General features: G+C 62.2%; 14 protein-coding genes and 1 pseudogene. 9 read left to right on the top strand and 6 right to left on the bottom strand.

Annotated features, from left to right (window positions below; all coding sequences use genetic code 11):
- Positions 1-46: 46 nt before the first annotated feature.
- On the bottom strand, positions 47-1078 hold the full coding sequence (gene queA, locus ALVIN_RS01410) for a tRNA preQ1(34) S-adenosylmethionine ribosyltransferase-isomerase QueA (protein WP_012969520.1): 1032 nt from the start codon (positions 1076-1078) through the stop codon (positions 47-49).
- Positions 1079-1227: 149 nt separating this feature from the next.
- Between queA and ALVIN_RS01405 the strand changes: the two genes are divergently transcribed.
- Positions 1228-2436 carry an exo-beta-N-acetylmuramidase NamZ family protein gene (locus ALVIN_RS01405; protein WP_012969519.1) on the top strand — a complete coding sequence of 403 codons (1209 nt, stop codon included), beginning with the start codon at positions 1228-1230 and terminating at the stop codon, positions 2434-2436.
- An 85-nt stretch (positions 2437-2521) separates the two neighbouring features.
- A complete protein-coding gene (locus ALVIN_RS01400; RefSeq protein ID WP_012969518.1) occupies positions 2522-4783 on the top strand; it encodes a patatin-like phospholipase family protein in 2262 nt (753 codons plus the stop codon).
- On the opposite strand, the gene ALVIN_RS01395 is transcribed toward ALVIN_RS01400, so the two are convergent.
- The 3 genes from ALVIN_RS01395 to ALVIN_RS01385 all read right to left on the bottom strand — a co-directional run bounded on the left by ALVIN_RS01395 (position 4777) and on the right by ALVIN_RS01385 (position 8331).
- On the bottom strand, positions 4777-6192 hold the full coding sequence (locus ALVIN_RS01395) for a sensor histidine kinase (protein WP_012969517.1): 1416 nt from the start codon (positions 6190-6192) through the stop codon (positions 4777-4779). The two genes, ALVIN_RS01400 and ALVIN_RS01395, sit on opposite strands and share 7 nt — an antisense overlap.
- Positions 6189-6863, bottom strand: coding sequence for a winged helix-turn-helix domain-containing protein (locus tag ALVIN_RS01390; RefSeq protein ID WP_012969516.1), 675 nt, complete (start codon positions 6861-6863; stop codon positions 6189-6191). Before ALVIN_RS01390 ends, ALVIN_RS01395 begins: the two co-directional genes overlap by 4 nt.
- Positions 6864-7086: 223 nt before the next feature.
- Entirely contained in the window at positions 7087-8331 is a 1245-nt protein-coding gene (locus ALVIN_RS01385) for a pectin acetylesterase-family hydrolase (protein WP_190275516.1), read from the bottom strand.
- A 403-nt stretch (positions 8332-8734) separates the two neighbouring features.
- On the opposite strand from ALVIN_RS01385, the gene ALVIN_RS01380 reads away from it, so the two are divergent.
- The gene (locus ALVIN_RS01380) at positions 8735-11374 is read left to right on the top strand and encodes a glycosyltransferase (protein WP_012969514.1); all 2640 of its coding nucleotides are present in this window, start codon (positions 8735-8737) and stop codon (positions 11372-11374) included.
- A gap of 154 nt (positions 11375-11528) precedes the next feature.
- Positions 11529-11921 (top strand): septal ring lytic transglycosylase RlpA family protein, encoded by a 393-nt coding sequence (locus ALVIN_RS01375; protein WP_012969513.1) that lies wholly within the window; start codon positions 11529-11531, stop codon positions 11919-11921.
- A 52-nt stretch (positions 11922-11973) separates the two neighbouring features.
- Here the strand turns inward: ALVIN_RS01375 and ALVIN_RS01370 are convergent, their stop codons facing one another.
- The gene (locus ALVIN_RS01370) at positions 11974-13014 is read right to left on the bottom strand and encodes an NADP(H)-dependent aldo-keto reductase (protein WP_012969512.1); all 1041 of its coding nucleotides are present in this window, start codon (positions 13012-13014) and stop codon (positions 11974-11976) included.
- A gap of 267 nt (positions 13015-13281) precedes the next feature.
- Here ALVIN_RS01370 and rpe point away from each other — a divergent pair, with 267 nt between their 5' ends.
- The 5 genes and pseudogenes from rpe to ALVIN_RS18370 form a co-directional block, all read left to right on the top strand.
- On the top strand, positions 13282-13974 hold the full coding sequence (gene rpe / locus ALVIN_RS01365) for a ribulose-phosphate 3-epimerase (protein ID WP_012969511.1): 693 nt from the start codon (positions 13282-13284) through the stop codon (positions 13972-13974).
- Between the two features lie 31 nt (positions 13975-14005).
- A complete protein-coding gene (locus ALVIN_RS01360; protein ID WP_012969510.1) occupies positions 14006-14680 on the top strand; it encodes a phosphoglycolate phosphatase in 675 nt (224 codons plus the stop codon).
- A gap of 137 nt (positions 14681-14817) precedes the next feature.
- Positions 14818-16317, top strand: coding sequence for an anthranilate synthase component I (gene trpE / locus ALVIN_RS01355; protein WP_012969509.1), 1500 nt, complete (start codon positions 14818-14820; stop codon positions 16315-16317).
- A gap of 22 nt (positions 16318-16339) precedes the next feature.
- Positions 16340-18088 carry an SWIM zinc finger family protein gene (locus ALVIN_RS01350; protein WP_012969508.1) on the top strand — a complete coding sequence of 583 codons (1749 nt, stop codon included), beginning with the start codon at positions 16340-16342 and terminating at the stop codon, positions 18086-18088.
- Between the two features lie 194 nt (positions 18089-18282).
- Positions 18283-18589: pseudogene (locus ALVIN_RS18370) on the top strand (IS982 family transposase); the annotation flags it as partial.
- Positions 18590-18811: 222 nt separating this feature from the next.
- On the opposite strand, the gene ALVIN_RS16420 reads toward ALVIN_RS18370, so the two are convergent.
- On the bottom strand, positions 18812-21871 hold the full coding sequence (locus ALVIN_RS16420) for a calcium-binding protein (RefSeq protein WP_012969507.1): 3060 nt from the start codon (positions 21869-21871) through the stop codon (positions 18812-18814).
- Positions 21872-21952 lie beyond the last annotated feature (81 nt).

Here is a 21952-nt window from a genome sequence, read left to right as displayed (position 1 = left end):
TTTTATTACAAAGTGGAATGAATATTCTAGATCGGCTTGAAAATATTCAGGCCGCATCCTGACGCGTCAGGAACATGGCATCACCATAGCTGAAGAAGCGATAACGCTGGTCGATGGCATGGCGGTAGGCTTTCATGATTTCGGAATACCCCGAAAAAGCCGCCACCAACATTAGCAGGGTCGATTCGGGCAAATGGAAATTCGTAATCATGGCGTCGACAACCCTGAAACGATAACCGGGCCGAATGAAAAGCCGGCTCTCGCCCCGAAAAGGTCTGAGCCTCCCATCGGCCGCCGCTGTTTCCAGGCTTCTCACACTGGTGGTGCCCACGGCAATGACACGCCCGCCCAATTGACGTGTCCGTTCGATTCGTTCACACACCGTCTCGTCGACTTCGAGCCATTCGGAATGCATGTGGTGGCGTTCGAGATCGTCTTCGCGCACCGGCTGAAACGTTCCGGCACCGACATGCAGTGTGATCTCGGCGCGTGCGACTCCGAGCGCATCGAGCCGTGCGAGCATTGGCTCGTCGAAATGGAGCGCCGCCGTCGGTGCCGCGACCGCACCCGTGCGACGCGCGAAAACGGTCTGATAGCGGGATTCATCGAGCACGTCGTCCGGACGCTGGATATAGGGTGGCAGCGGCATATGACCATGCCGCGCCATCTGCTCGCCGAAGTCGCTTTCAAGCGCGCGCAATCGGAACAGATCGCCCTCGCGACCGACGACCGACAACCAGGCTCCATCGGTCACGCGAATACGACTGCCCGGCTTGGGTGATTTGCTGGCGCGCACATGGGCCAGCGCCTCGCGCGCGTCGAGCAGACGTTCGATCAGGATCTCGACCTGTCCGCCCGTCTCTTTGTGACCGAACAAACGGGCGCGCATCACCTGGGTGTTGTTGAAGATCAGCAGGTCATGGGGTTTGAGCAGGCTCGGCAGATCGGTGAACATCCGATCGCGTGGCGGGGTCTGCGAACCGTCGAGCACCAGCAGGCGCGAACCTGAGCGTTCGGGCAGTGGATGTTGGGCAATGAGTTCGGCGGGAAGTTCATAATGGAAATCGGAGCGGCGCATCGGCATCATTCTATGACAAACAGAGGCCGCTAGGATATGCCGGATTCGAGTCGGCCGACCATTTTCCGCACCTGACCCGTAAAAAAACCGGCTGTGGATGCGCTGGTGCAGCCTCTCACACTCGACACTACAGGATCTCGAAATACACAATGATCAAACTCGGTCTGGACCGTCTGCTCGAAAATCCGGAACTGCGCAAACCGCTCTGGGGGCGGCGCGTGGCGCTGCTCGGCCATCCGGCCTCTATGACCCGTCACGGACATCATGCGCTCGATGCGCTCATGGCGCTGAAGGAACTCGATATCGTCGCGGCCTTCGGCCCCCAGCATGGGATGCGCGGCGACAAACAGGACAACATGATCGAGACCCCGGACGAGATCGATCCACGACATGGAATCCCCGTCTATAGCCTCTATGGCGAGGTGCGTGAACCGACGGCCGCTATGCTCGACGGCTTCGATGTCCTGCTGATCGATCTCCAGGACATCGGCACCCGCATCTATACCTATGTCACGACCCTGGTCTATCTGATGTGCGCCTGTGCCGCGCACGGCAAGACACTCTGGGTCTTGGACCGGCCGAATCCGGCGGGGCGTCCGATCGAAGGCAGTCTGCTGGAACCGGGTTGGGAGAGCTTCGTCGGTGCCGGTCCCATCCAGATGCGCCATGGTCTGACGCTGGGCGAGTTGGCCAAATGGTTCGTCGCCCATCTGAACCTGGATCTCGATCTGCATGTGGTGGCGATGGAGGGCTATCACCCGAACGAGGCGCCCGGCTATGGCTGGCCGGTGCTGGAGCTGTCCTGGGTCAATCCCAGCCCCAATGCCTCCAGTCTCAACATGGCGCGCTGTTTTCCGGGAACCGTGCTCCTGGAGGGCACCACCCTCTCGGAGGGACGCGGCACCACCACGGCGCTCGAACTCATCGGCGCACCCGATCTGGACCTGGACCGGCTGCTCGCGCGCATGGAGCGCGAACGCGCCGACTGGCTCCAGGGCGCGCTCATCCGCCCGTGCTGGTTCGAACCGACCTTTCACAAACACGCCGGTCAGCGGTGCGCCGGTTTCCAGATCCATACCGACAACGCCGACTATCGACACGCGCATTTCAAGCCCTATCGCCTGATCGCGCTCCTGTTCAAGTGTATCCGGCTGGAGTATCCCGACTATCCGCTCTGGCGTCACTTCCACTACGAATACGAGACCGAGCGGCTGGCCATCGATCTGCTCTCGGGCGGTACCTTCCTGCGTGAATGGGTCGACGATCCGGCCGCCGGCCCCGAGGATCTGGAGCAGCGTCTGCAACCGGACGAGGCGCACTGGGCCGAAGCGGTCAGACCATTGTTGCTCTACGCTTGAGCACACGCCCGAGTCTCGACCCGACCACTGAAATCGTGGTTTCCTTCCAGCTCGCCGCCAACCGCTCAAGCCATGGAGATGCCCCGTGTCCTTCATCAAGCCCAGTTTCAGGCCCTGGCTGGCCCTGTCGCTCATCGTCCTCGCCGTCCTCACGCTCCCGGCGCCCCCGGTCGAGGCGGCTGAGCGGCCCAAGATCGGACTGGCGCTCTCCGGCGGCGGCGCGCGCGGCGCGGCCCATGTCGGGGTACTCAAGCTCATCGAGGAACTGGGCATTCCGGTCGACTACGTGGCCGGCACCTCGATGGGCTCGATCGTCGGCGGACTCTATGCCATGGGGCTCTCACCCGACGAGATCGAACAGACCATCGAGGAGATCGACTGGGACGGCATCTTCCAGGACGAGGCCGAACGCGAGGAACGGCGGATGCGCCGCAAGCTGGAGGATCGCAACTATCTGGTCAAGGCGCGACCCGGCGTGCAGGAACGCGAGCGCAAGGTGAATCTGGTCCCGGCGCTCATCCAGGGCCAGAAGCTGGAGCTGGCCTTGCGCAAGTACAGCCTGCCGGCCAGCCGCATCCAGGATTTCGACGACCTGCGCATCCCCTTTCGCGCCGTGGCCACGGATGTCGTGACCGGCGAAGCGGTCGTCCTCGGCGAGGGCGATCTGGCCACGGCCATGCGCGCCAGCATGGCGGTGCCGGCGGTGTTCGCGCCAGTCGAGATCGGCGACCGGCTGCTCGTCGACGGCGGGCTGGCGATGAACATGCCGGTGAGCGTGGTGCGCCAGATGGGCGCCGACATCGTCATCGCCGTCGACGTCGGCGGTCCGCGGCGCGAGCGCGAGGAGATCTCCAACGTCCTGACCATGCTCGACCAGATCGCCAGTCTCGTGACCTGGCGCAACACCCAGGAGCAGATCGCCACGCTCGGCGGACGTGATCTGCTGATCACACCGGCGCTCGGGCACGAGGTCCTGGCGAGCGACTTCGGCAAGATGCTCCAGGCCATCGCCATCGGCGAGCGCGCCGCCGAGGACGCACGCCCCGAACTGGCCCGGCTCGCCCTGCCGAGCGCCCAGTATGCCGCCTATCGCGAACGCCATCAGCGATCTCCTTACACACGCCCGACCATCCGCGCCGTGCGCATCGAGAACCACTCGCGGCTCTCGGATCGCGTCATCAGTGAGCGTCTGGACGTCGAACCCGGCGACCGGCTCGATCCGGCGGCCCTGGAGCATCAACTGGCCAGCATCTACGATCAGGACAACTTCGAGTCGGTGCGCTATCGCCTGGAGGATCAGACCGACGCCGAAGCCACCCTGGTGGTCACGGCGCGCGAAAAGTCCTGGGGCACCAGCTCGCTCCAGGGCGGGCTGGAATTTTCCTCGACCACGGGCGGCGATTCGCGCTTCAACATCGGCCTGGCCTACACCATGGCACCGCTCAATGCGTTCAACGGCGAATGGCGCACCCAGCTCCAGCTGGGTGAGGAACCCGGCCTCTACACCGCCCTCTATCAGCCCCTCGACCCCCTGGAGAAATGGTATGTGATGGCCGGCCTGGGCTATCTGAACGACAATCTGGTGATCTTCGATCCCGAGGCTCACAGCAAACCGATCGCCGAATATCAGCTCACGCGTGCGGGTGGCGCACTGGAGTTCGGACGCAACCTCGACACCTGGGGGCGCCTGGGATTGAGATATGCCCGCTTCGACGGACGCGCCGAGCAACGCATCGGCGCCGCCTTCTATCCGGACTATGACTTCGATGCCGGCGAACTGAGCCTGAGATTCAGTGTCGACGAACTCGACAGCCTGACCTTCCCTCGCCACGGCTGGTCACTCGATGCGCAGGTGCTCACCTCGCGCGGCGAGCTGGGCGCCTCGCACGACTACGACCAGGGCAGCCTGAGCTGGCTACACGCCCAGAGCTGGGGCCGCAACAGCCTGCTGACCGGGATGACACTGGCCGGGAGCTTCGGCGGCGAGGCCCCGCCTCAGTCCTACTATCGGCTGGGCGGCTTCCTCAATCTTTCGGGCTTCAATCAGAACGAACTCTCGGGTGCCAATCTCGGTCTGGTTCGCGCCATCTATCTGCGCGATCTGGGTACTGGCCTCGTCAAGACCTATGCCGGCGGCTCGCTGGAGGTCGGCAACGTCTGGAACCGGCGTAGCGACATCGATTGGGACAGTCTGCGCCTCGGCGGAAGTCTCTTCGTCGGCGCCGACACCTTCATCGGGCCGCTCTATCTCGGTTATGGTCAGGCCGACAGCGGCAATGGCGCGCTCTATCTGTTCCTCGGACGTCCCTGGGGCAATCAGCAGGATGGTCTGAGCGGAGCCTATTGAGGCGAGCGACCGAAACTCAGACTCACCCGCAACCCCGGCTCATTGTCCGAGAGTTCGATGTGCGCGCGGTGGAGTGCGATGACGGCCTGCACCAGACTCAGCCCCAGCCCGCTGCCCGGCGTGGCACGGCTGTCGTCGACACGGAAGAAACGCCTGAACACCTGTTCACGGAACTCGGGGGCGATACCTGGACCATCGTCGGCAACCAGCACCCGCGCCTGCCCACCCGCCGAATCGACCGCGAGCTGGATGTGGCCGCCGGGCTGAGTGTATTTGATGGCGTTGTCGACCAGATTGGCCATGACCTGGAACAGCAGATCGCGATCGCCCTCGACCACGATCGAGGACGCTCCGGCCGTCCAGTCGAGCCGCTGCTCGCGCTCGGCGGCCAGCGGTTCGTAGAGTTCGACCAGATCCTCGATCAGCGGTACCAGATCGACGGGGCCAAAGGCCGCGCGCCGGCTGCCGGACTCCAGGCGTGCGATGCGCAGCAGGGCGTTGAAGGTCGCGAGCAGCTCCTCGGCATCGGCGATCGCCTCCTCGGCCAGCAGACGTGACTCGCTCGACTCGGCTAGGGCGGCAGCGAGCAGTTCGAGCTTGTTGCGCAGCCGGGTCAGGGGTGTGCGCAGATCATGGGCGATGTTGTCTGAGACCTGGCGCACGCTGGCCATGAGCGCCTCGATGCGCTCCAGCATCCGGTTGAGTCCATCGGCGAGCCGGTCGAAGTCGTCGCCGCTGCCGCTCAAGGGGATACGCCGCGTCAGATCGCCCTCCATGATCTCGCGGCTGGTCAGGTTGATCGCCTCCAGACGCCGAGTCAGGCTCGCCCCCATCAGCCAGGCGCCCGCGAGTGCCAGGGCCAGCGTGATCGCCAACCCCCAGGTCAGGGCATCCAGGATCAGATGACGGGTCGCCTCCAGATCGCGGATGTCGCGCCCGACCAGCAGCATCAACCCACTGCGCAACAGAAAGACCTGAGCGCGCGCCTCGTGCTCGTCGGTGTGATCCGTACCCCATTCGCGCAGCCGGAAACGAATCCAGCCGTTGGCATCGGGCGATTCGGACGGCCAGCGATCCAGATTGCCGACGACGCGCTCGAAGCGCTCGTCGACCAGCAGATAGACGCTCGCCCCGACCGGATCGCTCGCCACCCGTTCGCTGATGAGCGTTGTCAGGCCAACCAGCCCACGGCGGCGATACTGCTCGGCCAGACCGCGGATCTCGGCTTCGATGGTCTCTGTGGTCTGACGACCCATGTAACCGGCGGTGGACCAGTAGATGAAGCCAAGTAGGATACCCAACGAGCCGGCAAGCAACAGCACATAGAGCAGCGCCAGCCGAAAGATGGAACCACGTGCCACGCGCGCCACGCGCGCGCGCAGACGCCTGACCAGGGCCGAGACCCTCACCCGGCCTGCAACCGGTAGCCGGCGCCGCGCACCGTCTGCAACAGCGGCGGATCGAAGTCTTTGTCGATCTTGCCGCGCAGGCGGCTGATGTGGACGTCGATGACGTTGGTCTGGGGGTCGAAGTGATAGTCCCAGACCTGTTCGAGCAGCATGGTGCGGGTGACGACCCGTCCGGCGTGGCGCATCAGGCACTCCAGGAGCCGGAACTCGCGCGGCTGGAGTTGGATGGACTGACCCGCGCGCGTGACCTCGCGCTTGAGCAGATCCATCTCCAGATCGCCCACGCGCAGACGGGTCTCGGGAGCCTCGGCCGCGCCGCGCCGCAGCAGCGCCTCGACGCGCGCCTGGAGTTCAGAGAAGGCAAAGGGTTTGATGAGATAGTCGTCGCCCCCGGCGCGCAGCCCCTCGACCCGATCGTCGACATCGCCGAGCGCGCTCAGGAACAGCACCGGGGTACGATTGCCCGAGGCGCGAAGGGTTCGCACGATCGCCAGCCCGTCGAGTCCGGGCAGCATACGATCCAGGATGAGGACGTCATAGTCGCTGCCGGCGGCCATCAGCAAGCCCTCGCGTCCATCGGCCGCGCGATCGACCACGGCACCCGCCTCGATGAGTGCCTTGCGCAGATAGTCGGCCATTTGCGGATCGTCCTCGACCAGCAGAATGTGCATCGTCTTGGTGCCCTCTCTGTCATGCGTTCAAGCCGTCATCAGTGCAGCAGTGACGAAGAACCCACATCCACCGCGCTCGACGCGCAGTATCAGGATTGAACCTTGCGTCAAGATTGACGACTGCTTAACTTTTGTTCAGATAGACCAGAATGGCCGCGAACATTCTGACCGAAGGCGAGGCAGAATCCGGCCTGCCGTTTAGGGTAGGCCGGATCGATTGAAGCTAGAGACAGTTTGGGAAGCAGGTCAGATTCCGCCAATCCGTTATCAGAAAACGATTGTTATACAGCATATCGTGTAGCCAATTTGTATAAAGCACACCCATTGCCGAATCTTCCTCGAAGTAATTGGTCGTCGGAAAGAGAGAAGACGCCTCGTCCAGGAGCAGATGTATATGCCCCTGACCCGCCCCGAGATAATATCGGTAGTTGGGAGCCTGTAGCGCGGTACTCACCATCGCCCAACGTGCTTTCGGACTCCACTCCAAGAGATCCAAGCGCAGAAGCTCGTTCTGAGTTGGCTCCACGAAGGGATCATAGGTTCCCTGATCCACCGCTTTCATCGTCCAGTAGACGATCGACTGCACGAGATCGTAGGCGGCGGTCGACTGTGATAGACGGGTATCGCGATAGCGACGTGCAACGGTCTTGATCGCCGTCACCCAGAGTGAACTGGCATCGAGGTCTGGGATTGCGGCTAACGATGGGTGGAGATTTTGCCTGGCATTCCAGACACCTGGATCCGTCTTGGACGGCCCGAACGCCCGATCCACAAAACCATTCGTCAGCACACCATTCGAAGAATCGATGATGATCGAGTAGTCAGCTCCCTCGGCGCCGAGAGACTCACGAATCACCGGAAAATTCAATAGCGCACCGTAGCCGCCGGCACTCGAACCGGCTACCGTGATTTCGCTGAAATCATCGACCGAGAGATTGCTTCGAATCCAGGTTAAAGCCGCAAGCAGGTTGTCGAACCCGCGATGGTGGATCGTACGGCTAGACGGCGCTGTTTGCACTCCGGATTCAGACGGCAAGGTGTAATCATAGTTCGTATCACTCGAGCCTATATGCACATCTCCTGTGCAATAGGGAATGTAGACCTTGACGAATCTGGCATAGGGATTGTCGAGTCTCGTCGTGAGGATACCGCCTGCGCCCGAACCATCCACGTCTGCCGAGAGGGCATCGAGCGATTCCGCCGTCTCCCAAATCGATCCATAGTAGGTCGGGCTGTCGGTCTGAGCCGAGCCGACACAGGTTGCAGCGTCCCAACAGGCTCCGCCACCGGCAAAATACAGCAGCAGCCCCTCAGCACTCTCGGGTTCGTCGACGAAGAACGAAAACGTGTCCCCCTGCGAGCAGGCCGGAAAACGCTCGATGCCATCTTCGTCGGTAAAAGAGCTCGCTGAAATCGTCGTCCACGCAGCCGATACGTTCGCGGCCATCATCAAGAGCGTGGCCAGCACCAATGACCGTCCAGGCATTACACGACACATTGCCATACTCCTTATCTATTGAGGTTTGACTGCGGATTCCAAACAGGCACGACCCAAACCATCAATCCTTAATCCTCGGCGCATCCAAAACCCAAGGACCGAGCTATCATAGCCCATCGCCGATCGGGGGTCATACCTCCTCCGGTTCGAGACCGCCTCCGATGCCTCATCCGATCAAGACTGCCTATGGATCTCACCGCTTGCTGCTCATGCCAAACCCTGCACCGTTGATCCGACGCGGCCGTCCGGATACGCCCCGATCGTCCTGCTCACGCCTTCCGAGTCGCTGCGCCGCACGTTCGGTACGACCGCTCGCCGACACCTGGCAAACACGGTCACACACCAGCCCATAGTCCACCACTGACACATCCCCATGAATCGCTCCGTCAACTTCGTCATCCCGATCCTGATCGCTGTCCTCACGATCTCGGCCTGGTGGATCCTGAACCGCCCCAACGAGGAACCGGCCTGGCCGACCCGTATCCAGGGCTTCTCCTTCTCGCCCATGCGCGCCGACGACGACCCGAGCCAGAAACGCTTTCCCTCGGTCGAGGACATCGACGCCGATCTGGCCCTGCTCAAGGGCCGTGCCCATGCCGTGCGCTCCTACACCGTCGAGAGCACTCTGGCCGAGATCCCGCGACTGGCCGCCCAGTACGACCTGAACGTCACGCTCGGTGCCTGGATCGGCGACGATCCCGAGGCCAACGAGGCCGAACTCGGGCGTCTGCGCGAGATCCTGTCCAAGGGGTATCGCAATCTGGTGCGGGTCATAGTCGGCAACGAGGCCATCCTGCGCGACGACGTCGAGGTCATGGAGCTGGTCGAGTATCTGGATCGGGTGCGCCAGTTCACCTGGCTGCCGGTCAGCACCGCCGAACCCTGGCACGTCTGGCTCAAGTATCCCACGCTGGTCGAGCATGTGGATTTCATCACCATCCATCTGCTGCCCTACTGGGAGGGCGTACCGCTGGATCAGGCGGTCGACTACGCCATCAGTCGCTACAACCAGGTCAAGGAGGCCTATCCGAACAAACCGATCATCATCGGCGAGGTCGGCTGGCCGAGCAACGGACGGCGCAATCGCGGTGCCGAGGCGTCCCTGGCCAATCAGACCCGCTTCCTGCGCCGCTTCCTGGCCGCCGCCGAGTCCGAGCACTATGTCTATTACGTCATGGAGGCGTTCGATCAGCCCTGGAAGCTCAGGACCGAGGGCGCGACCGGCACCTACTGGGGCGTCTACGATACCAACCGCGAACCCAAGTTCGACTTCACCGAACCCGTGGTGCGCATCCCGCAGTGGCGTGAGCTGGCCGGGCTGTCGGTGGTCATGGGCGTGTTGCTGCTGGCCTTCCTCTATCGCGACAGCTCGACGCTCTCCAAGCGCGGCAAGAGCTTCCTGGCGCTCATCACCTATGCCATCTCGACAGCCGCCGTGTGGGTCGTCTACGACTACACGCGCCAGTACATGACCCCGGCGACGGCCATCGTCGGCGTGCTGCTGCTGATCGGCGGGGTGGGCGTGATCGTGCTGCTGATGGCCGAGGCGCACGAATGGGCCGAGTCGGTCTGGTTGCGCCGCTGGCGCCGGCCCTTCCCGCTACGCTCGGTGCCCGATGACCAACTCCCCTTCGTCTCGGTGCATGTTCCGGCTTACAACGAACCGCCCGAACTGCTCAAGGAAACGCTCGACGGCCTGGCCGCGCTCGATTATCCGCACTTCGAGGTGCTGGTGATCGACAACAACACCAAGGATCCGGCCGTCTGGGAGCCGGTGCGCGATTATTGCGCCCGGCTCGGCGAGCGCTTCCGTTTCTTCCATGTCGACCCGCTCGCCGGCTACAAGGCCGGGGCGCTGAACTTCGCCCTGCGCCACACAGATCCGCGCGCGGACGTCGTGGCCGTGATCGACGCCGACTACATCGTGCGGCCGCCATGGCTGCGTCATCTGGTGCCCGCCTTCGGCGATCCAGAGGTGGCCATCGTCCAGGCGCCGCAGGACTATCGCGACGCACATCAGAATGCCTTCAAGGCCATGTGCATGGCCGAGTATCGCGGTTTCTTCCATCTCGGCATGGTCACGCGCAACGAGCGCAACGCCATCATCCAGCACGGCACCATGACCATGATCCGACGCCAGACGCTCGACGCGGTCGACGGCTGGGCCGAGTGGTGCATCACCGAGGACGCGGAACTCGGTCTGCGGCTGTTCGAGGGTGGTCACAAGGCGCTCTACATCCCCTGCACCTATGGTCAGGGTCTGATGCCGGACACCTTCGCCGACTTCCGCAAGCAGCGCTACCGCTGGGCCTATGGCGCGGTGCGTATCCTGCTGCACCATCGGCGCGAACTGCTCGGGTTGCGGGGTACCTCGCTTTCGCTCGGTCAGCGTTATCACTTCGTCGCCGGCTGGCTGCCCTGGTTCGCCGACGGCTTCAATCTGCTGTTCAACTTCGCCGCGCTCGCCTGGTCGGTGGCCATGGTCATGGCTCCCGACACCATCACCCCGCCCTATATGACCATCGCCCTGGTGCCGCTGGTGCTGTTCCTGTTCAAGATGTCGAAGAGCCTGTTCCTGTACCGGCGCCGGGTCACGGCCACGCTGCGTCAGAGTCTGGCCGCCGGGCTGGCGGGGCTGGCGCTCTCGCACACCATCGCGCGCGCCATGTTCGGGGGCTTGGTGACGGGCAAGCTCGGCTTCTTCCGCACGCCCAAGATGGCCGAGGCGCCGGCGGTGATCCGTGCCCTGGCCGATGCGCGCGAGGAGGCACTGCTGGCTTTTGCCTTCCTGTTTGCGGCGGTGTCGGTGATGCAGCGCGATGATGCCTTCATGCTCGACGTGCGCATCTGGGTCGCGGTGCTGGTGGTGCAGGCCATTCCCTATCTGGCGACGGTACTGGTGTCGCTGATGAGTGCCTGGACGCATCTGTCGGCCAATCTGGTCGGTCCGATGTCGGACATGGATTGCCGGGAGGCCAATGGAGTGGATCAACCTGTGAGCCGGGAGGCATGACAGACCGATTCATACACTAATCGATATTCCCGGCCGATTCAGGGTTTACCCCATATAGGGTTTTCACCTAGACTGGCGCCTTTCTTAAGTCAGAGAAGGGTTTTATCGCGTCTCATCGTTTCGGCGCGCCCTTCGAAAACAAGAGGTTGGCTCCATGAAGAAGACGCTCATCACAGCCGGCCTGCTGGCGGGGCTTCTGCCCTTCGCCAGCAGTGCCACGGCCAATAGCGGAATCGGTCATGTCCAGAAAGGCATTGCCTCCTTCTATCACGACAGTCTGCACGGTCGCAAAACCGCCAGCGGACAGGTCTACGACAAACGCCGTCTGAGCGCTGCACACAGAACCTTACCGCTCGGCACCAAGATCCGTGTCACGGATACCCGGACCGGCCGCAGTGTCATCGTTCGAGTGAACGATCGCGGCCCCTTTGCCAAGGGCCGCATCGTCGATCTCTCCAAGGAAGCAGCCAAGGAACTCGGCATCGTCGATCGCGGCATCGCGCGAGTCGATCTCAAGGTGTTGAGCACACCTCAACAGGGTAGTTGAAGCCCGCACAGGGTACGCCATGCGTACCCTCCTCCACTGACAGCACCCAGTCTCAAGGCGCCGGATTCGGCTGCTTGGTGTGGATCGATTCGATCCCGGCGATCACTGCATCGTCGAGCGTCAGGTCGAGACTGCCGATGTTGCTCTCCAACTGCGTGAGCGTCGTAGCCCCGATGATGTTGGCCGTGACGAAGGGCCGACTCGTGACCCAGGCCAGCGCCATCTGTGCCGGATCCAGACCATGCAGCTCGGCCAGGGCGACGTACTCAGCGGTCGCGCGCTCAGCCTCGCCGTTGGAGTAGCGACTGAAGCGCTCGAACAAGGTGATACGTCCGTCAGCCGGGCGCTGGCCGTTGAGATACTTGCCTGAGAGCACACCAAAGGCCAGCGGCGAATAGGCCAGCAGCCCGCACGGCTCGCGAATGGCGATCTCGGCCAGACCGACCTCGAAGCTGCGGTTGAGCAGGTTGTAAGGGTTCTGGATGCTGACCATGCGCGGCAGGTCGTGCCGTTCGGCAAGTGCCAGATAGCGCATCAGCCCCCAGGGCGTCTCGTTGGAGACCCCGATCTGACGCACCTTGCCGGCCTTGACCAGATCGGCCAGCACTTCGAGCGTCTCCAGTAGCGGCACGCTGTCGCTGTCGTCGACCGGCTCATAACCGAGCTTACCGAAGAAATTGGTCCGGCGATCCGGCCAATGGAGCTGGTAGAGATCGATCCAATCGGTCTGGAGCCGCTTGAGGCTGGCGTCGATCGCCGCCTCGATATTGGGCTGGTCGAGCCGGTTCGTCCCGCCCCGAATGTGCGGCAGCCAGTCGCCCGGCCCCGCGACCTTGGTCGCCAGCACCACCCGATCCCGACAGCCGCGTGACTTGAGCCAGGTGCCGATGTAGGTCTCGGTCAGGCCCTGAGTCTCGGCCATGGGCGGCACCGGATACATCTCGGCCGTGTCGATGAAATTAATCCCGACGGCGAGCGCCAGATCCAGTTGAGCATGGGCCTCGGACTCGCTGTTCTGCTGTCCGAAGGTCATGGTGCCCAGACAGAGTGCGCTCACGTCGATGTCCGAACGGCCGAGACGTCTGTATTGCATGGCGGTTGCCCTCCAGTGGTGGAATTCCGAAAACTGAGAAAAATTAGAAACCTAAATGCCGTCGCTGTCGAGTTCAATGGTTCCGGGCGACAGACGGACGCCGAGCCATGCGCTCGGACGGAGGGCCGGACGTGCTTCAGCGCGAGTGAAAAACGGCTCGGCATGGGGTAGAGTTGACGACTTTCCGATCATCCTCATCCACAACACAAATATCCTGATCCTGGCACTGGTGTTCGGACCGAGCCGGGTTCATCTGGAGGACACACCATGCCGGCTGATCTGATCGCACCGTCCATCCTTTCGGCGAACTTCGCCAAGCTCGGCGAAGAAGTAGACAACGTCCTCGCTTCAGGGGCCGACATCGTGCACTTCGATGTCATGGACAACCACTATGTTCCCAACCTGACCATCGGCCCGCTGGTGTGCGAGGCGCTGCGCAAGCATGGCGTCACGGCCCCCATCGATGTGCATCTGATGGTCAAGCCGGTCGACCGCCTCATCCCCGACTTCGCCAAGGCGGGTGCGACCTACATCACCTTCCATCCGGAAGCGAGCGAGCACGTCGACCGCACACTGCAACTGATCCGCGACTCAGGCTGCAAGTCCGGTCTGGTGTTCAACCCGGCCACGCCCCTGACCTATCTCGACTATGTACTGGAGAAGGTCGACATGATCCTGCTGATGTCGGTCAACCCCGGCTTCGGCGGTCAGAGCTTCATCCCCACGGCGCTCGACAAGCTGCGCGAGGTGCGCGAGATCATCGACGACTCGGGACTCGACATCCGGCTGGAGATCGACGGCGGCGTCAAGGCCGACAACATCGCCGAGATCAAGGCGGCCGGGGCCGACACCTTCGTTTCCGGCTCGGGCCTCTTCGGCCAGGGCCGCGACTCCGACCCCAATCGTTACGACAGCATCGTCGCCGAAATGCGGCGCGCACTCGCCCGTGTCGATCGCTGATCCTGCCCGCTCGATTCCGGAGTCCGTGTCCATGTCGCTGTTGCAGCCGAAAATGATCCTGATCGACCTCGATGGAACCCTGGTCGACAGTGTTCCGGATCTGACCTATTGCGTCGACGCCATGATGGCGCGGCTCGGGCGCCCGGCGCGCGGCGAGGCGGCCGTGCGCACCTGGGTGGGCAACGGGATCGAGCGTCTGGTGCGCCGCGCCCTGATCGGTCGGCTCGACGGCGAGCCGGACGAGACCGACTATCAGCGCGCCTATCCGATCTTTCTCGAACTCTACGCCGAGAACACCTTCAACCGTTCGCAGATCTATCCGGGCGTGCGCGAAGGACTGGAGTTCATGCGGGACGCGGGCTATCCGCTCGGCTGCGTCACCAACAAGGCCGCGCGCTTCACCGAGCCGCTGCTCCAGCATCTCGGGATCCATGACTTCTTCGGCATCGTCATCAGCGGCGACACTCTGCCGCGCAAGAAGCCCGATCCGCTGCCGTTGATCCATGCCGCCGGTCATTTCGGCGTCAAGCCGGAGGCGTCGCTGATGATCGGCGACTCGGTGAGCGATGTGAACGCGGCACGCGCGGCCGGGTTCAAGATCATCTGTACCAGCTACGGCTACAACCACGGAGTCGATATCCGCGAGTCCGACCCGGACGCGGTGATCGATTCGTTCGTCGAGCTGCGCGAGCTGCTGGCGAGCTGAGGACCGCAGGATCAGGAGCAGGCAGACGATGGGATTCCGGTTCGATCGGACTCTAGGAGGGGACATGAGATCCTGGCGATGGCGACGCTGAGGTCGCGTTCATAACCCCAGTCCTTTCCCAGCGTCCGGAGATCCCGATGACCCCCAAGACCTTCAACGCCCTCGCCGAGCAGGGCTACAACCGCATTCCAGTCGCCTGCGAGGTGCTCGCCGACCTCGAAACCCCGCTGAGTGTCTATCTCAAGCTGGCCAAGGGGCCATATTCCTATCTGTTCGAGTCGGTGCAGGGCGGCGAGAAATGGGGCCGGTACTCCATCATCGGCCTGCCGGCACGCACCGTCATCAAGATCCGCGGTCGTCAGATCCAGGTCGAGCGCGATGGTCAGGTGATCGAGTCGACCGAGAGTGCCGATCCGCTGGCCTGGATCGAGCAGTACCAGAGCCGGTTCCAGGTCGCCGAGATCGAAGGTCTGCCGCGCTTCACCGGCGGTCTGGTCGGCTATTTCGGCTATGACACCATCCGCTATATCGAACCGAAGCTCGCGGTCTGCCCCAATCCCGATCAGCTCGGCACGCCCGATATCCTGCTGATGGTTTCGGACGAGGTGGTCGTGTTCGACAACCTCAGCGGGCGGCTCTACATCATCGTGCACCTGGACCCGACCGCCGGGGACACACTGGAAGCCGGCGAGGCGCGTATCGGTGCGCTCAACGCCATGATGCGTCAGCCGATCCCCAATGGTCAGAGCAACCCGCCGCGCGAGGTCGAGGAATCGCATTTCGTCTCGGGTTTCACCGAGTCCGCGTTCAAGGAGGCCGTCGAGCGCATCAAGGAGTACATCCTCGCCGGCGACTGCATGCAGGTGGTGCTCTCGCAGCGGCTCTCGATCCCCTTCGGTGCGCCGCCGCTCGATCTCTACCGAGCATTGCGCGGGCTCAATCCCTCGCCCTATATGTACTTCCTGGATCTGGCCGACTTCCAGATCGTCGGTTCCTCGCCCGAGATCCTGACCCGGCTGGAAGACGGCGTGGTCACGGTGCGTCCGATCGCCGGCACCCGACGGCGCGGTCACACCGAGGCCGAGGATCAGGCGCTCGAAGCCGAGCTGCTGGCTGACCCCAAGGAACTGGCCGAGCATCTGATGCTGATCGATCTCGGACGCAACGACACCGGGCGCGTCTCCGAGATCGGCAGCGTGCGCCTGACCGACAGGATGATCGTCGAGCGCTATTCGCATGTGATGCACATCGTCTCCAACGTCATCGGCCGGCTCAAGGAGGGCCTGAGCGCCATCGACGTGCTGCGCGCCACCTTCCCCGCCGGAACCGTCTCGGGCGCGCCCAAGATCCGCGCCATGGAGATCATCGACGAGCTGGAGCCGGTCAAGCGCGGCATCTATTCGGGCGCGGTCGGCTATCTGTCCTGGAACGGCAACATGGACACGGCGATCGCCATCCGCACCGCCGTCATCCAGGACGGCACCCTGCACATCCAGGCCGGTGCCGGCATCGTCGCCGACTCGGTGCCTGAGTCCGAATGGCAGGAGACCATGAACAAGGGGCGCGCGATCTTTCGCGCCGTCACCGCCGCCGAGGTCGGGATCGACCGCTATGGCTGCGGGGTGAAGCGGGTCTGAAACCCGTTCGGAAGTCATCGCCATGCTCGATACTGTCATCACGGTCGACAATTTGATGGATCTGGCCGGCAGCAAGGTCTTCTGGCGTGGCGAGAGCTATTTCTCGGGCAACGCGGTCGGTCGGGTGCGGGTGATGGGTGACCGGATCAAAGCCAGGGTCCAGGGCACCGAGGTCTATCAGGTCGAACTCTGGGACGACGGCGGCCAACTGGGTTATGACTGCACCTGTCCGCACGCGGCCGATGGCTACTTCTGCAAGCACTGTGTCGCGGTCGGTCTGGCCTGGATCGGCGGCGCGGCGGATCGGCCGGATGTCGACGACGAGGACGGGACGGCTGTCTCGCGGACGCCTACGGATCCCTGGAAACTCATTCAGTCCTATCTGGAGACCCAACCGCAAGAGACGCTCGTCTCCCGGCTCATGGAGATCGCCCGGCGCGACGACCGGCTTTATCAGTCGCTCCTGCTCAAGGCCGAACGCGGACGATCGGGAAGCGATCAAGCCAAGCGCTTTCGACGTGCGATCGATGAGGCGACCCGTGGCGCTGAAGACGACTGGCAGAGCGCCGAGGAGTTCGCCGAGGATCTCGGCGCCGTGATCGACGCACTGGAGGAACTGCTCGAACCGCAGAGCGCCACCCTGCTGATCGACTTGACCGAGCACGCCATCGAACGCGCGGAAAAGGCTATGCAGCACATTGAGGATGACGAGGAGGGCGCAGGCGTCGAGGTCGTCGAACGTCTGGGTGAGCTGCACCAGAAAGCCTGCCGGCTCGCGCCGCCCGATCCGGTCGAATTGGCCGAGCGACTGTTTCGGCTCGAAGGGCGCCAGGATTTGCAGTTCGTCAGCTTCAGCCCGGACACCTACAGCGAGGCGCTCGGCGAACGCGGTCTCAAACGCTATCGCGAACTGGTCGAGGCCCAGTGGCGCGACCTGTCCCCACCGGACGCAGGACGCTACGACCCGCAGTACGCGCGTCTCAAGCGCCTGATGGAGTGTCTGGCCAGACTCGACGGCAATGTCGAGGAACTGGTCGCCATACGCGCACGGGATCTCGATTCCTCCTACAGCTATCTGGACATCGCCGAGATCTGGACCCAGGCCGGGGAACCGGAACGCGCCCTGGAATGGGCAGAGCGCGGCCTGGCGGCCTTTCCTGAGAACACCAGCAACCGTCTGCGTGACTTCCTGGTCGCGGCCTATCTGGAGCGCGGACGCCGGGACGAGGCGCTCGCCCTGACCTGGGTGCAGTTCGATGAGCAGCCCGAACTCTCATGCTATCAGAAACTCAAGGCGGTCGCCGAACGGCTTGGCATCTGGCCGGAGCAGCGCGAGCGGGCGCTGAAGCGGCTGGAGGAATACATCCAGACCGAGGCCGCCAAGACCAGTCGATGGCGGCCCCGGACTTCGGAACCTGACTATTCGTCGCGGGTCGAGATCGCGCTCTGGGAAGAGGATCCCGAAGCAGGGCTGGAAGCCGTCGGACGCGGTACCTGTGACTCTCGACTGCTGATCCGGCTCGCCGGTCAGCTGGAAGCCGGGCAGCCGGACGAGGCCATGAAGCTCTATCGCCGAATCATCCAGCCCACGATCGAGCAGACCAACAGCCGCGCCTACGAAGAGGCCGTCAAACTGATCCGGCGCGTCGGCGAGCTGATGAAGCAACAGGAGCGCCTGCCGGAGTTCAGGGAGTATGTGGAGGGATTGCGTGCGCGTTACAGAGCCAAGCGCAATTTCATCAAACTGCTCGACACGGTCCGAACCGCTTGATTGGGTAAGCAGCACAGGCACCGGTGTTCAGATTCCAGCACAACGCTGATCGGATTCATTCGTTGAAGTGAAACCCGGATGATCCAGACACAATGACCATAACCTTAACGCGAGTTCTGGATAAGGGCGGCGACTCTTGGGGGCGAAACCAGCTCAGGTTTCAGGAGACCACCCTGAGGCCCCGAAGAGCCGCCATGATCGATTTTGAAGCCGTGTACTGCGATGTAGATGATTTCTGCCAAGTGTTTTTGCCGGTGTGGCACCGCCAACTCCTGACCAGCGGGCAGCGAGGTCGGCCGCGGGCCAGGCGTTTGAGGCTCAGCGAGATTCTGACGATCCTGATCGTCTTCCATCAATCCCAGTACCGCAACCTTCAAAGCGTTCTATCTGTTGTACCTGAGCCAACACGCCCGCCGCGAGTTCCCCAGCCTGGTGAGCTATACGCGATTTGTGGCGTTGATCCTGCCGACCTTGATGCCGCTATGCGTCTATAGCAGCTCAACGTGATAACCATACATGACCTTTTGGTTGCGCCCCGCACGCAAAAAGCCAAATCAAGGGTGGGTAGAATGCATATCAAGTCAGATGGCAATATCGGCTGCCGACCGCACTAGACCGGCAGCCGAGCCGCTTATGACGACCTTGGGCCGTCCAGCTACGCGTTGTTCGCCGATTCTCCCCAGCGGCCTTGCGGGAGGATCGGCGTGGTTTGGCGACAGGCGACTAGAGCACGAAGTCGCTAGCCTGCATGGCGATTGCGCCTGTCAGCTCAATGGCAAAATCGGCAACCTTGTCGCCATTGGTGTCGCCCGTGATTAGTGTTTTGTTGCTCAGGGTCTGATAACGCAGCTCACCTGAGACGCCGCTGAAGGCTTTAATGCCGACGAACTTGAAGACCCCTTCGTAGAAGGTGGCGAGCGAGAGATCGATTTTGTCGCTTTGGGAGCGAGTAAAGTCCGTGATGACATCCGGCATAGAAGCCGAGGTATCGGTGACCACACTGAAGACGAAGCGATCCGCTCCCCCTCCACCGGTCAGGCTGTCCTGTCCGCCGGCGCCATCGAGCACATCGTTGCCGCCAAGACCGCTTAGGGTGTTGCTGAGAGCGTTTCCGGTCAGCGTGTTGTTGAGTGTGTTGCCCGTGCCTGTCTTGGGATTATTGGCGTCGCCCAAGCTCTTATCGTACATCAATTCAAGATTCTCGATGTTGCCACCCAAGGTGAGATTGATCCACGACTGCACAGTATCGTTGCCTTGGCTGAATGCCTCGGTCACGACATCGCCGGCATTGTCGACGACATAGACATCATCGCCCGCGCCACCCTTGAGTGCGTCCGCACCCTTGCCGCCATCGAGTCGATTCGCGCCGGTGTTGCCGGTCAGACTGTCGTTGTAGTTACTGCCGATCAGATTCTCGATCTTGATCAGGGTGTCCTTCCCGGAACCGCCGGTGTTCTGAGCCGTTGTGACAGCGAGATTGACCGCAACCAGACCGTCGCTCTTGACATAGGAGACGGTATCGCTGCCCAGACCACCATCCATAATATTATTGCCGGAGCTGGCGATGATGGTGTCATCGAAGGTACTGCCCGTGATGTTTTCGATCGATAGCAGCGTGTCCCCGCCGGAGCCGAGTGTATTTTGGCGGGTCGAGAGGTTCAGATTGATGATCACGCTGCCGGTGGCGCTGTTCTCATAAGAGACGGTATCGCTGCCGCCCAATCCATTGAGCACATTGTCACTGGTCGTTCCCTGCAGGATATCGTTGTAGTAGCTCCCCGTGAGATTGTGAAAACTGTCGCCGACCAGGGTATCGGTCCCGGAGCCGCCCGTATTCTGAGCGGAGCCGAGCAGCGACAGATTCACCCGTACGCCCGCCGTGGCCCCAAACTCGTAAGACAGGGTGTCTTTAGACGAGGAGGACGTGTTTTTAACGCCGTCGAGCAGGTTGTCCCCGACATTGGCGTAGATGACATTCGCCAGGGTATTGCCCTTGCCGGTCAGGTTGACCGAACCCAGCAGCAGCAGGTTTTCGACATTGGTCGGCAGGGTGTTGTTGAGGATGCCGACCTCGGTCATGATGGTGTCTGTTCCGGCACTGCCGGCCTCGATCACGGTGTCGAAGCCGTCGACCAGATAGGTGTCGTTGCCCTTGCCGCCCTCCAGCCGGTCCGCACCGCCGGCGCCATCAAGCAGATTGTCCTTGTCATTGCCGATGATCGTATTTTGCAGTTCGTTGCCAGTGCCGTGGATGTTGTCACTCCCGATCAACTCCAGTTTTTCCAGATTGGCACCCAGCACATAACTCACGATCGAGCGCACGGTATCGCTCTGGGTCTTGGAGGCGTTGGTCTCGATCACCGTATCGTTGCCATCGACATAGTAGATGTCGTTGCCGTCGCCGCCGATCAGGACATCGGCGCCCAGTCCGCCGTCGAGAATATTGGCGCTGCTATTACCGGTCAGCTGGTCGTTGAAGCGGCTGCCGATCAGGTTGTCGATGTTGTTGAGCTTATCCATGCCCGAGCCGATGGTGGCCTGTGCACCCGTGACCGCCAGCGAGACCTTGACCCCCGCCAGGGCCGGGTTGGCGCTCTGATTGATGCTCGATTTGGGGTTGATGGAGGCGATGTACGGCGAGGAGAGCGAATAGGACACCGTATCGTTGCCGCTTACACCGTCGAAGACATTGTTGCCGACATTGGCGATGAGGAGGTTGTCGCCGGTGTTGCCGGTGGCGTTGATGCTCGTCGTCCCCATCAGCTGGAGCCATTCGACATTGGCGGTCAGGGTGTAGCTGAGACTCGCCTCGACCAGATCGATCTGTAGGGAGGACGTGGAGGTATTAGTCTCGATAACCACGTCGTCGGCGCTGTTGACGACATAGACGTCCTGACCGTCGCCGCCCTCCATGGTGTCGGCACCCGTGACGCCATCGAGCCGATTGGAGCCGCTGTTGCCCGTCAGCCGGTTGTTCAGGGTGTTGCCGGTCGCGCTGTTGTTGGCGGTGCCCAGCAACAGAAGGTTCTCGACATTCGCGGTCAGGGTATAACTGATCCAGGACTCGACGGTATCCACGCCGCCGGCCGCTAGGGCCGAGGTTTCAATAACCTCATCTTTTGTACTGTCAACGACATAGGTATCGTTGCCGTTACCGCCTTCCATGCGATCGTCGCCCTTGCCGCCATCGAGCCGATTGGCGGCGCTGTTGCCGATGAGCACATTTTTGAGGGTGTTGCCGGTGCCATTGATGGCGGTGGCGCCAGTCAGGTTCAACTGCTCGACATTGGCGCCGAGCGTGTAGCTGACAGACGATTTGACCGTATCCCATTGATCAAGTCCAGTCGAAGCATTGGTCTCGTTGACCTGATCGCTATCGTTATCAACGATGTAGGTGTCCGCACCATCGCCGCCGATCATAATGTCCGCGCCCGCCTTGCCGTCGAGCGTGTCGTTACCGCCCAGGCCATGCAGAAAATCCGACTGGGCCGCGCCGGTCAGGGGGTTGTTCAACTCATCCTTGGCGATGTCGGTGGTGTTGTCGCCCACCAGTAACAGACTGCCGTTTTTGAACTTGACGTTGCTCATGGTCAACTGTCCAAGCACGACGTTTTTGAGCGTGAAGGTCTTGCCGCCGTAGCTGAAGAGCAGATCGGTTTGAACCTGGGTGACCGAGCCTAAGCCGGCGCTGATGGTGTCGTCATCGAATTGCAGAATGTCCGACCCAGGGGTGAACGTCAGGGTCTGACCATTAGTGATCTTACTGAAGTAATAGGTTGCCATGATGCGTTCCTGCATTGGTTGAGGATGACAAGCCTGCGCGTCGGCTTCAGCGTTGTCGTGGCATGAAAATGCGCTGAAGTG

The sequence above is a fragment of the Allochromatium vinosum DSM 180 genome, from assembly GCF_000025485.1.
Taxonomy (GTDB): Bacteria; Pseudomonadota; Gammaproteobacteria; order Chromatiales; family Chromatiaceae; genus Thermochromatium; species Thermochromatium vinosum.
The sequence above is the reverse complement of the archived record's forward strand: the minus strand, read 5'-3'. Positions and strand labels throughout refer to the sequence as shown.